14 protein-coding genes and 1 other annotated feature are annotated in these 17,998 nt (G+C 54.4%); of the genes, 4 read left to right on the forward strand and 10 right to left on the reverse strand.

From position 1 onward, the window contains the following. Positions 1-52: 52 nt before the first annotated feature. From QWV57_RS13410 to QWV57_RS13420, 3 genes are read left to right on the forward strand one after another with little or no spacing between them, the layout of a single operon-like run. The gene (locus QWV57_RS13410; RefSeq protein ID WP_013144597.1) at positions 53-673 is read left to right on the forward strand and encodes a type IV pilus modification PilV family protein; all 621 of its coding nucleotides are present in this window, start codon (positions 53-55) and stop codon (positions 671-673) included. Further along, a complete protein-coding gene (locus QWV57_RS13415) occupies positions 657-1,235 on the forward strand; it encodes a PilW family protein (protein WP_044744827.1) in 579 nt (192 codons plus the stop codon). The genes QWV57_RS13410 and QWV57_RS13415 overlap by 17 nt, the downstream gene beginning before the upstream one ends. 43 nt (positions 1,236-1,278) lie before the next feature. Beyond that, the gene (locus QWV57_RS13420) at positions 1,279-2,985 is read left to right on the forward strand and encodes a hypothetical protein (protein WP_081132369.1); all 1,707 of its coding nucleotides are present in this window, start codon (positions 1,279-1,281) and stop codon (positions 2,983-2,985) included. 94 nt (positions 2,986-3,079) lie between these two features. Here QWV57_RS13420 and QWV57_RS13425 read toward each other — a convergent pair whose 3' ends face one another. The 3 genes from QWV57_RS13425 to QWV57_RS13435 all read right to left on the reverse strand — a co-directional run bounded on the left by QWV57_RS13425 (position 3,080) and on the right by QWV57_RS13435 (position 10,228). Further along, positions 3,080-6,004 (reverse strand): VWA domain-containing protein, encoded by a 2,925-nt coding sequence (locus tag QWV57_RS13425; RefSeq protein WP_129447338.1) that lies wholly within the window; start codon positions 6,002-6,004, stop codon positions 3,080-3,082. Between the two features lie 68 nt (positions 6,005-6,072). Next, a complete protein-coding gene (locus QWV57_RS13430) occupies positions 6,073-7,368 on the reverse strand; it encodes a bifunctional folylpolyglutamate synthase/dihydrofolate synthase (RefSeq protein ID WP_129447339.1) in 1,296 nt (431 codons plus the stop codon). Positions 7,369-7,585: 217 nt separating this feature from the next. Continuing rightward, on the reverse strand, positions 7,586-10,228 hold the full coding sequence (locus tag QWV57_RS13435) for a valine--tRNA ligase (RefSeq protein WP_301099954.1): 2,643 nt from the start codon (positions 10,226-10,228) through the stop codon (positions 7,586-7,588). A gap of 99 nt (positions 10,229-10,327) precedes the next feature. Next, positions 10,328-10,563: a binding site (T-box leader), on the reverse strand. 139 nt (positions 10,564-10,702) lie between these two features. On the opposite strand from QWV57_RS13435, the gene QWV57_RS13440 reads away from it, so the two are divergent. Next, positions 10,703-10,891, forward strand: a complete 189-nt coding sequence (locus tag QWV57_RS13440; RefSeq protein WP_011232115.1) for a YszA family small membrane protein — start codon at positions 10,703-10,705, stop codon at positions 10,889-10,891. A gap of 38 nt (positions 10,892-10,929) precedes the next feature. Here QWV57_RS13440 and ysxE read toward each other — a convergent pair whose 3' ends face one another. The 7 genes from ysxE to ccsA form a co-directional block, all read right to left on the reverse strand. Continuing rightward, a complete protein-coding gene (gene ysxE / locus QWV57_RS13445) occupies positions 10,930-11,961 on the reverse strand; it encodes a spore coat protein YsxE (RefSeq protein WP_301099955.1) in 1,032 nt (343 codons plus the stop codon). Between the two features lie 48 nt (positions 11,962-12,009). Then, positions 12,010-13,065, reverse strand: coding sequence for a stage VI sporulation protein D (spoVID, locus tag QWV57_RS13450; RefSeq protein ID WP_301099956.1), 1,056 nt, complete (start codon positions 13,063-13,065; stop codon positions 12,010-12,012). Positions 13,066-13,183: 118 nt separating this feature from the next. Then, the gene (gene hemL / locus QWV57_RS13455; protein WP_011232118.1) at positions 13,184-14,473 is read right to left on the reverse strand and encodes a glutamate-1-semialdehyde 2,1-aminomutase; all 1,290 of its coding nucleotides are present in this window, start codon (positions 14,471-14,473) and stop codon (positions 13,184-13,186) included. Between the two features lie 16 nt (positions 14,474-14,489). Then, the gene (gene hemB / locus QWV57_RS13460) at positions 14,490-15,464 is read right to left on the reverse strand and encodes a porphobilinogen synthase (RefSeq protein ID WP_013144588.1); all 975 of its coding nucleotides are present in this window, start codon (positions 15,462-15,464) and stop codon (positions 14,490-14,492) included. Continuing rightward, a complete protein-coding gene (locus QWV57_RS13465) occupies positions 15,465-16,232 on the reverse strand; it encodes a uroporphyrinogen-III synthase (protein ID WP_020754244.1) in 768 nt (255 codons plus the stop codon). Next, the gene (gene hemC, locus QWV57_RS13470; RefSeq protein ID WP_129447342.1) at positions 16,229-17,161 is read right to left on the reverse strand and encodes a hydroxymethylbilane synthase; all 933 of its coding nucleotides are present in this window, start codon (positions 17,159-17,161) and stop codon (positions 16,229-16,231) included. Before hemC ends, QWV57_RS13465 begins: the two co-directional genes overlap by 4 nt. Positions 17,162-17,176: 15 nt before the next feature. Then, positions 17,177-17,995, reverse strand: a complete 819-nt coding sequence (gene ccsA / locus QWV57_RS13475; protein ID WP_013144585.1) for a cytochrome c biogenesis protein — start codon at positions 17,993-17,995, stop codon at positions 17,177-17,179. Between the last annotated feature and the right edge of the window lie 3 nt (positions 17,996-17,998).

Below are 17,998 nucleotides of genomic sequence, written 5' to 3' on the forward strand. Positions count from 1 at the left end.
CTCGAAAATATTGTATAATAAAGTTACATATTTTGAAAGAAGGTTATGACAAATGGCGGGAAGCAATTTTCCTCTTCCTAGTCGTCAAGCAGGATTTACGTTGATCGAAACGTTGCTGGCCATCACTCTTTTATCGGGCGTCGCGATCGGTTTGTTTTACTTTTTCACGAATGCGATGATGCATACGTCTTACAACCAAGGTCGGACGGTGGCCGTCAACGTCGCCCGCGGCGTCGCTGTCTATTTTGAAAAAAACGCAGATTTCTCCCGGCTAAAAGAGTATATGGAAGACCATCAAACACCGTTTCTTGAGCTAACAAAAGACGATTGCGGCAACGAATCGTTGGCGGCGCTGTTTTTTCCCGGTGAATCTGGCCAACTGCATACGGTATGCGAAGCGCAGTTCGCCCCGAAAATCAACAATGTCCGTTACGAAGCTTCCGTTTACCTTGTCCGATACGACAAGGAGGCATGGGATGCATTCACTTCATCGTCGGAATTCACTTCCTTGCCTGCGCCGCTGCAGGCGCGCATCCGCGCTGAAACGGAAAAAGCAGCCGAATCAAACGCCGGCGGCTACATGATCAAATTATACACCTCCGTCCGTTGGGGCGAGCGCACGAACGAAACGGCGTGGGTCGAAGGGGTGATCACCGATGAAACAATCCGCTAGAAGCGAAGCCGGCATGACGATGATCGAGCTGTTGGCCGCCGTTTCCATTTCTTTGCTCATCATCGGCGCTATCTACACGGTGTTTTTAACCGGCATTCGCGCCTACGAGCGCATCGGCATCGAAAACGACTTGCGCAGCGAAGCGGACTACGCCATGGCCCGAATAATGAACGAGCTGTACACGCTCTCTCCGGATGGAATGGAAAGTCAAGAAGAAAACAAGCCGTTAACGGCCGTCACTTTTGTGAAAAACCAAGAATTCAAAGCCGATGCGGACACCGGGCTTGTCTCCCGTGAAGAGAAAAAGCCGGAAAGCATCGAGCGGATGACGATGTCCATCCAAGACGGCGCGCTCGCGATCAATGGCGAAACGATCACCTCTTCCCGCTTTTTGCTGGACGACTCTTCATCGTTTTCATTCCGTTGCGCACGAAAAGAAGGCAACCTGTGCCGCAGCGGCGTCATGACGATCCGTCTCATTGTCTCCGACCGTCGACACGCCGATCCGAGTGGTTGGCTGTATGTGCCGCCGTTTACATTAACAACAGAATTCGGCTTTTAAGTATTGCGTTCCGAAATTTTGTCCTATGAAGGGAGGGGCCGCGATGAACCGACTGCGCTTGAACGCTGCTGGCTACAGCTTGGTGACAACAATGCTCATGATCACCCTCTTTTTTTTGCTCGGCTTGACGATTTTAACAGTCGCCGTCCAGCAAGCGCGATTTACCGCGGTGCGCGTCGAGAACATCGAATCGTTTCATGAAGCCAAAACAGCGCTTAATGAAGCAATTGCTGGACTTAAAGCTGAGCTTTCAGACGACGATTTTTTTGTTCGTCATGACATTTTCACCCCCAGTCAATGGGATGCCTTTCTCGGCATTAACGAGGACACCCCCGGCCCGGATACGATCGCCGGCAAGCTGAAAGCGCGCTACGGCGTGGAGGTGGAAGACGTGTCCTATCGCTTGTACAACATTCCGACGAACAAAGTGTTCCTCCGCGCGCTCGATTTGTCCAAACCGTTTACGGACGGCCATCGCGAGCGGAAAGTCAAACGGCTCGTCTTTTTAACAAATACGCCAAGCTTTCTCAAATACGCGCTCGGATCAAAAGAAACCGTCATCTTAAACGGCGGCGTCTACGTGGAGCAAGGAAACGTATACGCCGGACAAAGCGCTTACATCAGCAACGCGGCAAACTACGTGAAAAAAAGCGGCGAGTTAACGATCGCTCCTATCGATGCCGGACTGCCCGCATCAATGAGCGATTCGATTTGGCACATTCATGACAAGCTGCTGTTTTCATGCACGCAAACGAGCAGTTGCTGGAAGACTGGCGGCCGAGCTTTCCAAATGGAAGAAGGTCTTTTCTTCCCAGGATGGCCGGACGATGGCGGCCCTCTCATTCAACAAGAGACGGACGATTTCATCGATACTGATTTCGAGCGCACCGTGAAAGATAAATTGCTTCAAGCAGCCGGTCTCTCGCCGTTGTCGCCTGAAACCCAACAAGCGTATATCGAGCGCATTGAAAACGATCACCAGGCGCCGCTCGATGTAGCGCGGGAGCTTTATCAAGAAGGGAATTTGGCTCGGGTCGTGACAGACGACGAAACGCCGTATGAACAATCCATCAATCAGATGCCAAAAGACAAGCCGCTTTGGTTGGACGCAGAAGGGAAGGAGATCACCCTTTATCGCGACATTGACGTGCGGCAAAATGGCCAAAACCAATGGCTCATTGTCAATGGCGATCTCCGCATTGAAGGACCGACAAAATCAACAGCGGCTGTACGCGGCAATTTGATCGTGTTCGGTGATTTGACGCTCACCGGAAACTTGGCGTTGAACGCGAGCATTTACGTCACTGGCAAGACGACCATTTACAACAGCCATATCGACGGAGCGGATGGAAAAGGGCTCGTGTTGTTGTCCAAAGGCACGCTCGATATCGCCCGCATCAATGAATTTCAAGACTCAAGTGAAATCCCGAACTTAAAAGGGTATTTTTATACGGACAGCAGCGCGACGATTTATGCTGTCGGATCGTATTTGTACATTGAAGGCGGGTTGTTCGCCCGCGGGAACGGAGCGGCTGCTCCGGATACAGACATCAACGGGCTCGTCATCAACGCCTTTCGCGGCCGGATCGAGCCAAAAGACGGTGAGCCGGGGAACTTCATTCCAAGCTCTGACATGCAACAATCCCGTCTGATCGTCAAATATAATCCACGGGTGTTAGTCGAACAAGGAACAGGATTGCCGTTTGTCAATCAAATCTCGCTCGTCGCCGACCGGCTTGAAGTTGAATGAACGAAGACGGCTAAATTCCCTCTCTCATCCTCTCGATCCCCTGGACAAACGAAAAAAAGCGGCTCTCCAATTCAGGAGGCCGCTTTTTTCATCATTACCAACGCCCACCGTTGCTGCCGCTTCCCCCCTCATCTTCACGCGGTTGGACAAAGACCCACACTGAGGCTTGAATTGGCCTGCCATCCGGCGTTCTCGCATTGGCGGTCGCCGTCACATACGCATAGCCGACATCCACTGCTTCCAAATACCATCGTCCATTTTCTTGGACGACGTCGACAAATCGGAAGTCAGACGATGTCACAGAGCGGAGCGTTTTATCCGTCGCATTTTCCGGGATAAAGCGGAGCTGCCCCGCCACTTCGAGCGGAGGATCGTCCAGATTCATATAGATCACCGGTTTGTGGAAAGCCATGCCTGTGAGCGCTACGTACGGATCAATCACACGGATGGACGCCGATGCCGACGCGTTGCCGCCATCGGTCGCGCGGACGGTGATCGTAACCGTTCCCGGTTTGTTTGCTGTTACAACACCGTTATGGCCGACAGAAGCAATATCCGGGTCGCTTGATTCCCACATAAGCGTTTTGTTTGTCGCATCATCCGGTTCAATGATCACCGGAATCGTTTGCGTTTCGCCAACGTTCATTTCCCGCCTGTAATCGCCGAGCGTCAAATTGCGAATAAGCTTCATATAACGGAACGACACGCTCGTTGTTCCATCGCCGCGCGTCAACCCGCCGCTCGAACGCACGGCAACCGTATATTCGCCGTCATCAGCAACCGAAATGACATGCGGCGGACCAAGCAGCTGCCAATCGGACGACGAGCCGTTGCGCGCGATTTCGTATTCATACGTCACCCGTTCGCCGGCGACAAGCTCGGTCACGCGAACCGTCGGCGCTTCCGTCACCGTCGCGCCGCTTTCTGCTTCGCCATTTGATGTGGTGATCGACAAACGCGGCTTCAAATATATGCGCACCGTTTCGTCGTTGCGATAGGTGACAAGCAGCACGCCGTCATCATTCGGGTCATACTCCAGCGCTTTAACAGGCAACGGCAACAATCCATATGAATTAGGATTCGCCCGTCCGACAGTGTCGTCTGATAAAGCAGAAAATTTGTGTTTTGTAATAGTACCCGTTCCATCCCCTTCGTAGTAAAAATTCGGAAAATCATCCAAACGAACTGTCATGCCGATTCGTTCCGCCGGCGGAACGAGCGTCGATGTTTTGGCGCCATAACGGCTGTCGGTGAATGTCACCGAAGCTGGCGGCAATTGAACACTGTTCATGGCAAAGTCAGCCTGCATCACCCATTGCGCCGAGAGCATCAGCTTATTCAATTGGCTGTAGTCGAACGTCTGGTTGGCAAATGACCATTGTGCATAACGCTTCCCATTTTCCTCGTACGTCACCACTTTGCCATCGGGGACGACAGAGATGCCGTCAGGAAGCTCTTGAACGATTTTTACGTTGCTGATCGTCCCAGTCGCATTGCCGACATACCCGACAAGCGACAACGAATACGTGGCCCGGAAGCGGTTGTCTTCCCCATCAGCCGTTCCCCGCTTGATCAAGCTATCAACCTTATTGACCAATCCTTGCAATTTCACCGTGCCTGTAAAGGACGGCGGCGCTTCATCCTTGACCGTAACCGTCACCGATTTCGTCATCGACGGCTGCAGTTGGCCGTATACATCCCGATAGGTCAATTCAGCATTGAACGTATACGTCCCTTTCGCCTTAAACGAAACCGGAATGGAAACCGTGACGGGCGGAGGAGCGCTTTGTCCGACTTGATACGGAATGGAAAAGGAAATATAGGCGTTTTGCTTCGTTTCATCCAGCCACACTTGGCCGTTTTCCTCAATGGTGACATTGCCGCCGAATGACGAAAGCGGGATGCGCACTGTGCCTGTAAGCGCCGGCGTCGTAGCGAGCTGGGAAAAGCGCTGGAACAAAGCGGTCAAATTTTGCACCGTTCCTTGCCGCGCCTCGCCGCCGGCAGTCGCGGACAGCGTTTGCAAAAAGCTCATATCAACTTCATCGTTGCTGCCAAAACCGATCGAATAAAGCGTAATATTGTTCATTCCGAGCACCTTAGCCACGTTGATGGCATGATCACGAATTTTCTTCTCTATGCTGCTGTAACTAAATGGATAGCCGCTCCGGCCTAAAGGGACATCAGCATCGTTTACATAATCCCATCCATCGCTTGTAAACAGGCGGGAAAAGCCACGCTTGTCAGTAAAACGAATGCCGGCCGTCCCGTTTGTATATAGTTCATACGTCAGCGGCAACGGCGCCGTGATTTTTTCTCCTGTATAGTAGTAGAACCAAAGAATCCGTTCGACTTCCCGATAGGTGATTGTTTCTGTTGCGTTAAGGGTGGTCGGCATCCCGTCTGTCAAGAAAATTACATACTTTTTGCGCACCGGGTCGTTAAAATACGACTGCGCAAGCGACAGCGCCGCCGAATAGTTCGTGCCGCCTCCAGCGGTCAAACTGTCGCCGACCGTCCGAATTTTCTCGAGTTGGGCGGCGACATTCGGCTGATCCCCAAACGGCACGATATCTCTCACCGAGTCAGAAAATGGAATAAGGGCAAAACGGTCATTCGGATGCGAATGAGCTTTAAAGTAATCGACAGCCGAGCGGAGCGCCGTCTTGGCGCTCGAAAGCTTCTCCCATGTCATCGAGCCGGAGACGTCAAACACAAACACAACGTCGATCGGCGGACGGACGGGCGACGAAACGGCCCCTTGTGGAATGAGCGTCACATCGAGCCGTCCTTCGGCATTGCCGTTCGGCGGCTTGGCGTATTCCGGCTGTGAAAACGAAAGGGAAAAATCCAATTTAGCCGTGCTCGCCTCAGTTTGCCTCGTATATTGATAAGGCGTCTGTGGGAACGAAAAATACACATCCTGATCGGCATACACAACACCTGCTTTCATCGGCCATAGGCTTGCCATCAGCCAAAACAACATTCCCCATAAAAGCCAACCGCGCCACCGCTTCATGCGCCTCCCCTCCCGCGCCAAAAGAACTATCTTTCTTCCATTATATCAATCCTTTTCATCGCTTGGCATTATTTTTTTAAACGTTTTCGCACTTCAGATATAAAGTAAAGCGATCCTGTAATGAGCATCAACTCATCACTTCCCATTTGGTTTTTCTTTTCACCGATCCAGCCGATCCAATCACCTGTCACCGCTTTCTGCGGATGGGACGAAAGGTCCGCCAACTGTTCCGCCGCTGCCGCGCGCGGAAAATCAAACGTGGTAAACGTGATTGTATCCGCGAGCTCATCAAGCAGCTGAATCATCCGCTCAAGCGGCTTGTCTGTCAGCGCGGCGAACAAGACATGGACGCGCTTGTCGGGATAATGTGCGCGCACCGTCTCCACGAGCGAGCGAATCCCGGCTTCGTTATGGGCGCCGTCAAGGATGATGAGTGGATGGTCGCTCACCCGCTCAAACCGGCCGGGCCAAGCGGCTGTGGTCAGCCCATCGGCGATATGCTCCGGATCGATCAAAAACGAATAGCCAAGGCGCAACAACTCTGCCGCCATCACCGCCACCGCCGCGTTTTCGACTTGATGGGCGCCGGGCATTTGAATGCGCAAATCGCGATATTCGGCAAACGGCGTGACAAGCGAAAACTGCTCCCCTTCCACCGTCGTCTGCCGGTCGGAAACGGTGAAATCGACGCCGAGACGATATGTTTTTGCTTTCCGCTCCGCCGCCGTCTTGGCGATCACTTCCCACGCCTCCGGTTCCTTCACCGCCGTCACAAGCGGCACGCCCGATTTGATGATTCCGGCTTTCTCCGCGGCGATTTGCCCAAGCGTATCGCCTAAGATGTTCATATGATCGTAGCTCACGTTTGTAATGACGGAAACGAGCGGATAAATGATGTTGGTTGAGTCCAAGCGGCCGCCAAGCCCGACTTCGACGAGCACGATGTCTTGAATGTTTTGTTTGCCGAAATAATACAGCATCATCGCCGTGATCACTTCAAACTCGGTCGGTCCGCCAAGTTCTGTTTTTTCCAATTCATCCGCAAGCGGTTTGATCGTTTGCACGAGCTCGACGATCTCTTCATCGCGAATCGGTTGGCCGTTTATGCTGATTCGTTCGTTAAACTGCTCGACATACGGCGAGGTGAACGTGCCGACCGAATAGCCCGCCGCCTGCAAAATGGAGCGCAAATAGGCGACCGTTGACCCTTTGCCGTTCGTTCCCCCGATATGGACGGCGCGGACGCGGCGTTCCGGGTGGCCAAGTTGTTCCATCATCCATTCCATCCGTTTCAATCCCGGTTTTATGCCAAGCCGCAGCCGCCCGTGAATCCAAGCGACCGCTTCTTCATACGTTCGAACCATGTTCATCGTCCTCCTTTTTCCATTGGTGTCTTGCCGCCCCCTGCCGGCTTCATGCGGCAGATGCGCCACACATCGAGAAGCCTGGTGAAAGCGAGTATATGTTGACAACAAACCTCTTCTCAGAATATGACAAACCTTCTATCATGATCCATCGAAAAAGACGAATCCACAAGAAAGCGGATTCGTCTTCATCATAATCAACCGCAAGATCGTTTGTCTACCGTTTGAGCTCGGCGAGGCGCGCCTTGACGGCTTCGCGTTTTTCGATGTAATCTTGCCGCTTGCGCCGCTCTTCTTCGACGACATGAGCCGGCGCTTTCGCCAAAAAGCCTTCATTCGCCAGTTTCTTTTCGACGCGCTCGACTTCTTTGTTCCATTTGTCAAGCTCTTTTTCAAGCCGCTTAATTTCTTCCTCAATATTGATCAATCCTTCAAGCGGCATGATGAGCTCGGCGCCGGTGACGACCGCCGTCATCGCTTTGTCCGGCGCGGGAACGTTTGTATCAATCAAGAGCTCGCTCGGGTTGCAGAACCGCTCAAGATAGGCGCGGTTTTTCATGAGCACCGCCCGCACTTGTTCATCTTTCACCTTAATATAGAGCGCAATCGGCTTGCTCGGCGGCGTGTTCACTTCGGCGCGGACGTTGCGGACGGCGCGGATGATGTCGACGAGCATCCGCATTTCTTCCGCGGCTTCTTCGTTGGACAGCTCAGGGCGCACTTGCGGCCACGGAGCGACGGTGATCGATTCGCCTTCATGCGGCAAGTTTTGCCAAATTTCCTCGGTAATGAACGGCATGAACGGGTGAAGCAGGCGCATCGTGTTGTCGAGCACATACGCCAACACCGAACGTGTCGTCTTTTTCGCCGCCTCGTCATCACCGTACAGCGGCAGCTTTGCCATTTCGATATACCAGTCGCACAAGTCGTCCCAAATAAAGTTGTACAGCGTACGCCCCGCTTCGCCGAATTCGTATTTCTCAGCGAGCTTCGTCACCGTATCGATCGTTTCGTTGAGACGCGTTAAAATCCAATGGTCGGCGACCGTTTTTTCGCCGCTCAAATCAAGCTCCTCGTACGTCATGCCGCCCATGTTCATCAAGGCAAAGCGCGAGGCGTTCCAAATTTTGTTGGCAAAATTCCACGTCGCTTCGACTTTTTCGGTGCTGAAGCGCAAGTCTTGCCCCGGCGAGCTGCCGGTCGCCAAGAAATAGCGGAGCGCATCGGCGCCGTACTGGTCGATCACATCCATCGGATCGACGCCGTTGCCGAGCGATTTGCTCATTTTCCGCCCTTGGGCGTCGCGGACGAGGCCGTGGATGAGCACGTCTTTGAACGGACGCTTTCCGGTGAATTCAAGCCCTTGGAAAATCATGCGCGACACCCAGAAGAAAATGATGTCATAGCCGGTGACAAGCACATCGGTCGGGTAGTAGCGCTTGTAATCCGGCGATTCCACATCCGGCCATCCCATTGTCGAGAACGGCCAAAGCGCCGAACTGAACCATGTATCAAGCACATCCGGGTCTTGTTCCCAATTTTCAATGTCCGCTGGCGGTTCATGGTCGACGTAAATTTCGCCTGTTTCTTTATGGTACCACGCCGGAATCCGGTGCCCCCACCAAAGCTGGCGTGAAATGCACCAGTCGCGGATGTTCTCAAGCCAATGCAAATACGTTTTCTCAAACCGCTCCGGCACGAACTGCACTTTGCCGTCCGTTTGCTGCAGCTTGATGGCGGCTTCGGCGAGCGGCTTCATTTTCACGAACCATTGCGTCGACAAATACGGCTCAACGACCGCGCCGCTCCGTTCGCTATGACCGACGGAGTGCACGTGCTCTTCGATTTTGAACAAAACGCCTTGCTCTTGCAAATCGCGGACGATTTGCTTCCGGCATTCAAACCGGTCAAGCCCCTGGTATTGCATGGCGTTTTCATTCATCGTGCCGTCTTCGTTCATGACAAGAATGCGCGGCAAATTGTGGCGGTTGCCGATTTCAAAATCGTTCGGGTCGTGCGCCGGCGTAATTTTGACCGCTCCGGAGCCGAACTCCATGTCGACGTACTCATCGGCAATGATCGGAATTTCACGGCCAACGATCGGCAGTTTCACCATTTTGCCGATCAAGTGCTTGTACCGCTCGTCATCCGGATGCACGGCAACGGCCGTATCGCCGAGCATCGTTTCCGGACGGGTCGTCGCCACTTCAATGCAGCCGGAGCCGTCGGCGAGCGGATAGCGCAAATGGTAGAGCGCGCCTTTTACTTCTTTATAAACAACCTCAATGTCCGACAAAGCGGTTTTCGTCACCGGGTCCCAGTTGATGATGTACTCGCCGCGGTAAATAAGCCCTTTCCGGTAGAGCGAGACGAACACTTCGCGCACCGCTTTTGAGAGCCCTTCATCGAGTGTGAACCGCTCGCGCGTGTAATCGAGGCCAAGCCCCAACTTCGCCCATTGGCTGCGAATATGGCCGGCGTATTCTTCCTTCCACTTCCACGTTTCTTCTAAAAATTTTTCCCGGCCTAAATCGTAGCGCGACAGCCCTTGCTGGCGCAGCTTCTCTTCCACTTTCGCCTGGGTGGCGATGCCGGCGTGATCCATTCCCGGAAGCCACAAAACGTCATACCCTTGCATCCGCTTCATGCGCGTAATGATGTCTTGCAGCGTCGTATCCCACGCGTGCCCCAGATGCAGTTTGCCGGTGACGTTGGGTGGCGGAATGACGATCGTAAATGGTTGTTTGTCCGGATCGCCGGTCGCTTCAAAAAACTTGCCTTTCAGCCACCATTCATAACGCCCCGCCTCAACGGCGCGATGGTCGTATTTGGGCGGCATTGACACTTCATGCTGTGCCATAATCATTCCCTCCTTCGACATGATGGACAATGCGGCCGACGGCGGCTTTCCTGCTTGGCAATGCCGCGCCGCCGGCAAGCAAAAAAGCCCCTTTCATCCGAAAAGGACGAAAGGAGCTGCTTTCGCGGTACCACCTTTTTTCTTAAGCCTGGAGGCTTAAGCGCTTCATTGGCATAACGGCATGATGCCGGCTTCCTCTACTCGGCAGCAGCGCCTTTCAAAGAAGCAGCTCAAGGGCGACCTTCCAGCAGCCGTCATCCTAGGAAATCTCGCAGCTTCCGATTTCCCTCTCTGCAGGCGCGGACCGCTGTACTCCTCCCCGTCTTCGCTTTTGTCGTCATGATTCGATTATTATACTACCATTGTCCATCATCTTTGCCAAGTTTTTATTTATTTATTCCATTGGCCGGCGGTTGGTGACAAACATTTTGTTGTTTCATATTGTATAGTAAACCCGGGAAGGAGGGAACACCGATGCGGCGATTCAACCCGTATTCATGGCCACCTTGGCTGAGGCAAGTGCGCGCCGTCTGCGCCCAAGTGATCATCCCGCTCACCATTTTTCAAGCGATCCGCACCATTTTTCTGCCAACGACGTTTGATGTCATTTTATTGGCCATCTTCGTTTTCATTGCCGTGGCGCTCCATCTGGAATGGATTTAGTGCGACGCCGTTTTGTTTGGGCTGCATTCAAAACCCATTTAATCATTGCTGCTTTCATCCGCCGGCTGTTCATTATCCATCGCCTCTTCCTGCTGCGCGGCGTCGCGTTGGACAAGATGCATGACAACGGCCTCCATGTTTTTGAACGCCCAGTAACAACGTTGCAGCGCGGTCACATATTCCCGTTCGTTCCGCTCGTTCCGCGAAGCGGCCTCATATCGCTCCAAACAACGGACAAACCCGCGCGGCTCCGCCAAATGGCTGTATAAAAACGCCCGCTCCCCGTCGGACAGCGGCAGCTCCTTCTCGTACTCCTCCATCCCTTCAAGCCACTCGCGCCCCAGCGGCGGCATCGTTCGCACGTGAAAACGGAGAGCGGCGATCACGTCAAAGAGCGGTGAATTCCAATGCGCCCGCTCCCAACTGATCCAATACGGCGGGAGATGGTGGGAGAGACGCGCTTTGCCATGCACCCAAGCGATGCGCCATTGCTTCGTCTCTTTCAGCGTCTCTTCCCACACATCGAGCCGCTCCTCAGCAAACGCGTACGCGCGCATCACCTCATGAAAATAGGTGCAGCATTGGAGTTGAAACGGTGACATGTACCACGCCGCTTCGTACCGTTCGACCCGCTCTTCCCATACGGCTCGCGTCCGTTGCCATTCGTCCCTTTTTTGCTTTCGGTACGCCGCCGCCTCTTCCTCACCCACCTCGATCGTGCGGACGGTGGCGCGATGGAGGCGGGCGAGTTCGCGAAAAAAGGTGTGGATCACATCCTTCTCTACCTTCGATTCGCCGTCATGCCATGCTTGCAAATAATAAAGGCGCCTGCCTTCTGTGGCAAACAGCGACCGCTGCTGCGTAAAGTACAATGGGAGGCAGCGGCGGCCGCCGCCATGTTGCAGAGACTGCCAAATAGCAGCGGCTTCTTGCTCGCTTTCAAGCGGCTTTAAGGCGAAAACACCGCGGTTCGTGTATACCTTGACGGCTTTGCCTCGCTGCTCCATGCGCTCTGGACGAAGACCGTACTGGGCGAGCACAGCCTCATATCGGTCAGCCTGTGCGGCCATTCGTTACGCCCCCTTACTGATCGGCAAAAGAAACGGAAAGCGTTCCTTTCATGAGAAAGGACGGCTTCCCGCCATGGCCGGAATATACAGCAGCTGCCCCTCGTGCACGTCATCTGGGCTTTCCAAATCATTGGCGCGCAAAAGCTGTGAGACGGTCACATCATACCGTTCGGCAATCTTGTCCAATGAATCTCCTTGCTGGACGATGCAAATTTTCAGTTTCGTAAACTCTTTCTCCTCGCTTTTCGCAAACAGTTTCGTCAAGTAAAGCGCATTTTCGCTTTTTGTTTTCGTTTCTTCTTCCTCTTCTTCCTCAACCGCCTTTTTCGCCGCCCCGATCGATACCTTCGCCTCAGTTGGCGGCAGCAGCGAAGCGATGTCTTCCTCCGTCTGTACGCTGACCGTCTTCGTTTCCGTCTCAAGCGGCAAAAACGGCTCTTTGGCCTCCTCTTCTTCCTCAGCCTCCGCTTCTTCATGGCGCATAGCGGCTGGCTCCATGACGGAGACCGTCGTTTCGTCGGCGGCAAACGTGGGCTGTTCAGCCGCCTCATCGGCGAGATCATCCGCCGAAGCAAACGCTTCCTCACCGGCCGCTTCCTTGCGGGCGATCGATTCAAACGGGGCAAACAGCGGCTCATCGTCCTCCTCATCGTCCGGCAAATCATCGTCAAGCGGCGCTTCACTGATCCCACTGATCGAAATGTCGGCAGTGATCAGCAATCTTCCGTTTTCATCCAAATCATAATCAAACGATTCAACCGTCACGTACACATCCTCAAGGGAACGAATGCGGTTTTTTGGAATCGTAATATCGATTGGAAAGCGGTGCGACAGTTCGCTGATCCCGTCTTCGCGCACCGAAATGTGCTGAATGAACCGATAACCAGCCAGCTCAAACACGTCGTCATCCGCTTCAGCCTGCCCTTCGCCCGCTTGGCGGAATTCGCCGCTCAACTCAAGCGCGCCGCGGATCGTAATATATTGGTCGTACTCATCGACGGAAATGACCGGATCAAGAGAAATGGATAAAAACTCGGCGACTTCCTGTCCTCTTTTAAACCAGACCGATTCTTCCAATGAAAAACGCAAATACGATTGCTCCAACCGGGCCTCCTCCTTCCGTCCCTTCGGCAAATGGTTTCTATGACATTATCCATTGTATGAACGGAAACGAGGCGGTATGATAAAAAATTGGGCTGCCGACGGTCGGCAGCCCCTTTCCTTATCCGCGCAGACGGGCAAACACCCGCTCAGCAGCGGCAATCGTATATTCAATATCATCATCACTGTGCGCCGTCGACAAAAACAGCCCTTCAAATTGCGACGGCGGCAGGAAAATGCCTTCATTCGCCATTTCCCGATAATAGGCGGCAAACAGCTCCAAGTCGGACGTTTTCGCTGTCTCGTAGTTGACCACCGGCTCGTTCGTGAAGAAAAAGCCGATCATCGACCCAGCGCGGTTGATCGTATGCGGGATGTCGTATTTCTCTGCTGCCTGATGAAGCCCATCCGCAAGGCGCGCCGCTTTGCGGCCAAGCTCTTCGTACGTTTCCGGCGTCAGCTGGCGGAGCGTCTCGTACCCGGCCGTCATGGCGAGCGGATTGCCGGAGAGCGTGCCGGCTTGGTACACCGGCCCGCTCGGCGCGACAAGCTCCATGATCTCGGCTTTGCCCCCGTACGCCCCGACCGGCAAGCCGCCGCCGATCACTTTGCCAAGGCACGTCAAATCCGGCTCAATGCCATAATACCCTTGGGCGCAGTGGTAATCGACGCGGAACCCGGTCATGACCTCGTCGAAAATCAATAAGGCTCCGTATTGTTTCGTCACCTCGCGCAGCCCTTCCAAAAAGCCAGGCACTGGCGGAACGACGCCCATATTGCCGGCGACCGGTTCGACGATCACCGCGGCGATGTCTTCGCCAAACCGCTCAAACGCATAGCGGACGCTGTCCAAATCGTTGTACGGCACCGTGATGGTATGCTGGGCGACCGATTCCGGCACGCCCGGGCTGTCCGGCAGGCCGAGCGTCGCCACGCCGGAGCCGGCTTTAATGAGCAGCGAATCGCCGTGGCCGTGGTAGCTGCCTTCGAATTTCATGATTTTGTTGCGCTTCGTGTAGCCGCGCGCTAAGCGGAGGGCGCTCATCGTCGCCTCCGTACCGGAGTTGACCATCCGCACGATTTCCACCGACGGCACCCGCTCAATCACGAGCTTGGCGAGCTCATTTTCAAGCAATGTCGGAGCGCCAAAGCTTGTGCCTTGTTCCGCCACGCGCTTCAACGCTTCCACGACCTGCGGGTTGGCATGCCCTAAAATGAGCGGACCCCATGACAGTACGTAATCAATGTACTCATTGCCGTCAATATCGTAAATTTTCGCTCCTTGGCCGCGCGCCATGAAAATCGGCGTCATCCCGACCGACTTGAAGGCGCGCACCGGGCTGTTCACCCCGCCCGGCATCAATTTCACCGCTTCTTCGTAAGCGGTTTTTGACCGTTCGTAGCTTCGCATGCTTCCGCCCTCCTCTCTATTCAGCCAGCCAGCGGGCGACATCTTTGGCAAAATACGTAATGATCAAATCCGCGCCCGCCCGTTTCATCCCTGTCAACATTTCCATGACGACCGGCTTCTCATCGATCCAGCCGTTTTGCGCCGCCGCTTTGACCATCGCATACTCGCCGCTCACGTTATAGGCGACAAGCGGAAGCGGAAAACGGTTTTTGACGTCGCGGATAATATCCATGTAGGCAAGCGCTGGCTTCACCATCAAGAAATCAGCGCCTTCTTTGACATCCGACTCCGCCTCGCGAAACGCCTCAAGGCGGTTGGCCGGATCCATTTGGTACGTCTTCCGGTCGCCAAACTGCGGCGCGCTGTCGGCGGCATCACGGAACGGGCCGTAAAATGCCGAAGCGTATTTGATTGCATACGACATGATCGGCACATACTCAAACCCTGCTTCATCAAGCCCACGGCGAATGGCGGCGACAAAGCCGTCCATCATGTTCGACGGCGCGATGATGTCGGCGCCGGCTTGCGCTTGGCTCACCGCCGTTTTGGTGAGGAGCTCGAGCGACGGGTCGTTCAGCACGCGCTCGTTTTCGACGACGCCGCAATGGCCGTGGCTCGTATATTCACATAAACACGTATCCGCAATGACGACTAGATCTTTGTGTTCAGCTTTGATTTGGCGGATCGCCCGCTGAACAATCCCTGTTTCGCAATACGCCTGCGAACCGACTTCATCTTTTTCATTCGGCACACCAAACACCATGACGGCGGGAATGCCAAGCTTGGCGATGTCGTCCACTTCCTCAGATAAACGGTCAAGCGATAAATGGTAAACCCCTGGCATCGACGGCACTTCCCGCTTAATGCCGCTTCCCTCGACCACAAACAGCGGATAAATGAGATCCTCGACGCGAAGATGCGTCTCACGCACCATCGCCCGAATCGCAGCCGTTTGCCGCAAACGGCGATGGCGGTCAAATGACAGTGCCATTCATCGTCCCTCCATGGAAAAATATTGTTCCATCGCTTTGATTATACCATCCGTGGTGTAATCCGTCGGACAAATATGGACCGGAATGCCCGCCCGCTCGGCCGCTTCTTTCGTCACCGGTCCGATGCAGGCGACCGCAACACCGGAAAGAAGGGCATCCACTTCTTTGTCGAGAAGGCGGACAAGGCTGTCAACCGCCGACGGGCTCATCAAGGTGACCGCATCAAGCTCCCGCCGGCGCAGCAGCGACAACAACCGCTCCCGGCCGTTTTCATCAGGCTCGGTCTCATACACCGTGAGCTCGTCGACCGCGGCGCCGGCGTTTCGCAACGCCTCAGGCAAGGTCGGGCGCGCCAAATTGCCTTTGACAAACAGCACCCGGTCGCCTTGTTTGACGCGCGGCATGAGCAAGTCAGCCAGCCGTTCAGCGGTGTAATCATCCGGCACAAGCGCCGGGGAAAGACCATGCTCGGCGAGCGCCGCCGCTGTTTTCCGGCCGACGACAGCCATCTCCGGCAGCGGCCGCGGCAACGAAACGTGCGGAAAAAAGAAGCGGACGGCGTTCGCGCTTGTGAAAACGAGCCAACGGTATTCGCCAAGCCGCTCAACCATAGAAGCGATTTCTTCCGGCGCCGCCGGTCGGATGGCAATGAGCGGGATCTCGACCGGCACGGCGCCGACAGCGCGCAGCTTGGCAGAAAACGATGCCGCCTGCTCTTTGCCGCGCGTCACAAGCACCGTTTTGCCGGCGAGCGCGCTGTGTGTCATGATTGGCTCAACTCCTGTTTCACCCGCTCGATGAGCGCTTTCGCCCCTTGTTCGATCAAGACAGCGGCCGCCTGCCGGCCGACGGCCTCCGGATCGGCGCCCGTGACCATTTCTTTATACTTTTCTTTGCCATCCGGGGAGGCCACAAGCGCAGTAAGGCGCACCGCCCCCCCTTCGACTTCCGCATAGCCGGCAATCGGCACTTGACAGCCGCCTTCCATTTGCTGCAAAAAGGCGCGCTCCGCCCGAACAGCCCGTTCGGTTCGCTCATCGTTCAGGCGGTGTAACCATTCGCGCAGCTCCTCATCGTCTTCACGGCATTCCACAGCGAGCGCCCCTTGGCCGACCGCCGGGACGCAAATGTCCGGCGACAAGTAGTCGCTGATCACCTCATCGCTCCAGCCCATGCGCGCCAGGCCGGCGGCCGCCAGCACGATCGCATCGTACTCTTCGCTTTCGAGCTTCGCCAGCCTTGTGTCAATATTGCCGCGAATCCATTTGATCGTCAAATCCGGGCGATAGGCAAGCAGCTGCGCCGAACGGCGCAAGCTGCTCGTGCCAATGACCGACCCAGGCGGCAAGTCGGAGAGCATCCGGTTTCCTTTGCTGACAAGCACATCGCGTGCATCTTCGCGGCGCGGAACCGCACCGATCACCAAACCTTCGGGCAGCACAGCCGGCATATCTTTCATGCTATGGACCGCCATATCGATGCCGCCGGTGAGCAGTTCATGCTCGATCTCTTTCACAAACAGCCCTTTTCCGCCCACTTTGGAAAGCGTGATATCAAGGACGCGGTCCCCTTTTGTGACGATTTCTTTCACCTCAAACGTAAACGGCGCCCCGAGACGCTTCAATTCGGCGATGACCCAGTTTGTCTGGGTCAAGGCAAGCTTGCTGCGCCGCGAGCCAACGACAATGTTCCGCATCTCGTTTCACCTCAATTACGAATACCAAAAATGAAATTTTGACAAACTGCCAAACAAGAAAAAGTTGACAAGCAAAAATAAAAACGAACCGATATTCCATAGCGCGATCGCCTTCCCTTGCATCTGCCGGACGGCTCGCTTGTAAAAATAGACGCCATAGACGAGAAGAACGACAAACGACCCGAGCACTTTCGCATCATACCAATGGAAATGGTCGATTTGAATATACGCCCAAATCACGCCAAGAATGAGCCCTAATAACAACATAGGCAAGCCGAGCGCATTTAAAACATACGACAAAAAATCAAGCCGCGACAAATCCGCCATGCGCCAAAGGCGCGCCCCCCACTTTTTCTTTTTCAGCAAACTGTACTGCAACATGTAAAGCACCGAAAACAGAAACGACAGCGTAAACGCCGCATACGCTCCGAGCGAAAGGGTGATGTGGATGATAAGCAGCTCCGAAACGAGCCGCTCCGCAACAGCCGGCGACTGAGAAGACGGTGCGAACGTATGAATGGCCAAAATAAAAAAAGCAAGCACGTTCGTAAAAAAGACGATGAAATCGACGCGCAGCAGCCGATTGATGACGAGCGACAGCGTAATGAGCAGCCAAGCGTAAAAATAAAGCCCTTCCGACATCGTTAAAATCGGAAAGCGCTTCGTCTCCATGATGCGGGAAACAAACGTCACGGTCTGCAAAAGCCACACAATAGAAAGCAACCAGAAGGCGATGTCGTTCGCCTTCCGGTTTTGTTGCAAAAAATCGATGAAATAGAATAGGATCGAAGCGATGTAAAGCAAAATAGACAACTCATACAACAGCGCCACCATCCA

Source organism: Geobacillus zalihae (genome assembly GCF_030414215.1).
GTDB classification, from domain to species: domain Bacteria; phylum Bacillota; class Bacilli; order Bacillales; family Anoxybacillaceae; genus Geobacillus; species Geobacillus zalihae.

What these genes read in the sequence shown, in the direction of transcription:
- QWV57_RS13430 (WP_129447339.1), bottom strand. Translation starts at nt 7,368, where the DNA reads ATGGTTCGAACGTATGAAGAAGCGGTCGCTTGGATTCACGGGCGGCTG.
- ccsA (WP_013144585.1), bottom strand. Translation starts at nt 17,995, where the DNA reads ATGGTGGCGCTGTTGTATGAGTTGTCTATTTTGCTTTACATCGCTTCG.
- hemL (WP_011232118.1), bottom strand. Translation starts at nt 14,473, where the DNA reads ATGCGAAGCTACGAACGGTCAAAAACCGCTTACGAAGAAGCGGTGAAA.
- QWV57_RS13415 (WP_044744827.1), top strand. Translation starts at nt 657, where the DNA reads ATGAAACAATCCGCTAGAAGCGAAGCCGGCATGACGATGATCGAGCTG.
- QWV57_RS13420 (WP_081132369.1), top strand. Translation starts at nt 1,279, where the DNA reads ATGAACCGACTGCGCTTGAACGCTGCTGGCTACAGCTTGGTGACAACA.
- hemC (WP_129447342.1), bottom strand. Translation starts at nt 17,161, where the DNA reads ATGCGGAACATTGTCGTTGGCTCGCGGCGCAGCAAGCTTGCCTTGACC.
- QWV57_RS13410 (WP_013144597.1), top strand. Translation starts at nt 53, where the DNA reads ATGGCGGGAAGCAATTTTCCTCTTCCTAGTCGTCAAGCAGGATTTACG.
- QWV57_RS13465 (WP_020754244.1), bottom strand. Translation starts at nt 16,232, where the DNA reads ATGACACACAGCGCGCTCGCCGGCAAAACGGTGCTTGTGACGCGCGGC.
- ysxE (WP_301099955.1), bottom strand. Translation starts at nt 11,961, where the DNA reads ATGGCCGCACAGGCTGACCGATATGAGGCTGTGCTCGCCCAGTACGGT.
- hemB (WP_013144588.1), bottom strand. Translation starts at nt 15,464, where the DNA reads ATGGCACTGTCATTTGACCGCCATCGCCGTTTGCGGCAAACGGCTGCG.
- QWV57_RS13440 (WP_011232115.1), top strand. Translation starts at nt 10,703, where the DNA reads ATGCGGCGATTCAACCCGTATTCATGGCCACCTTGGCTGAGGCAAGTG.
- QWV57_RS13425 (WP_129447338.1), bottom strand. Translation starts at nt 6,004, where the DNA reads ATGAAGCGGTGGCGCGGTTGGCTTTTATGGGGAATGTTGTTTTGGCTG.
- QWV57_RS13435 (WP_301099954.1), bottom strand. Translation starts at nt 10,228, where the DNA reads ATGGCACAGCATGAAGTGTCAATGCCGCCCAAATACGACCATCGCGCC.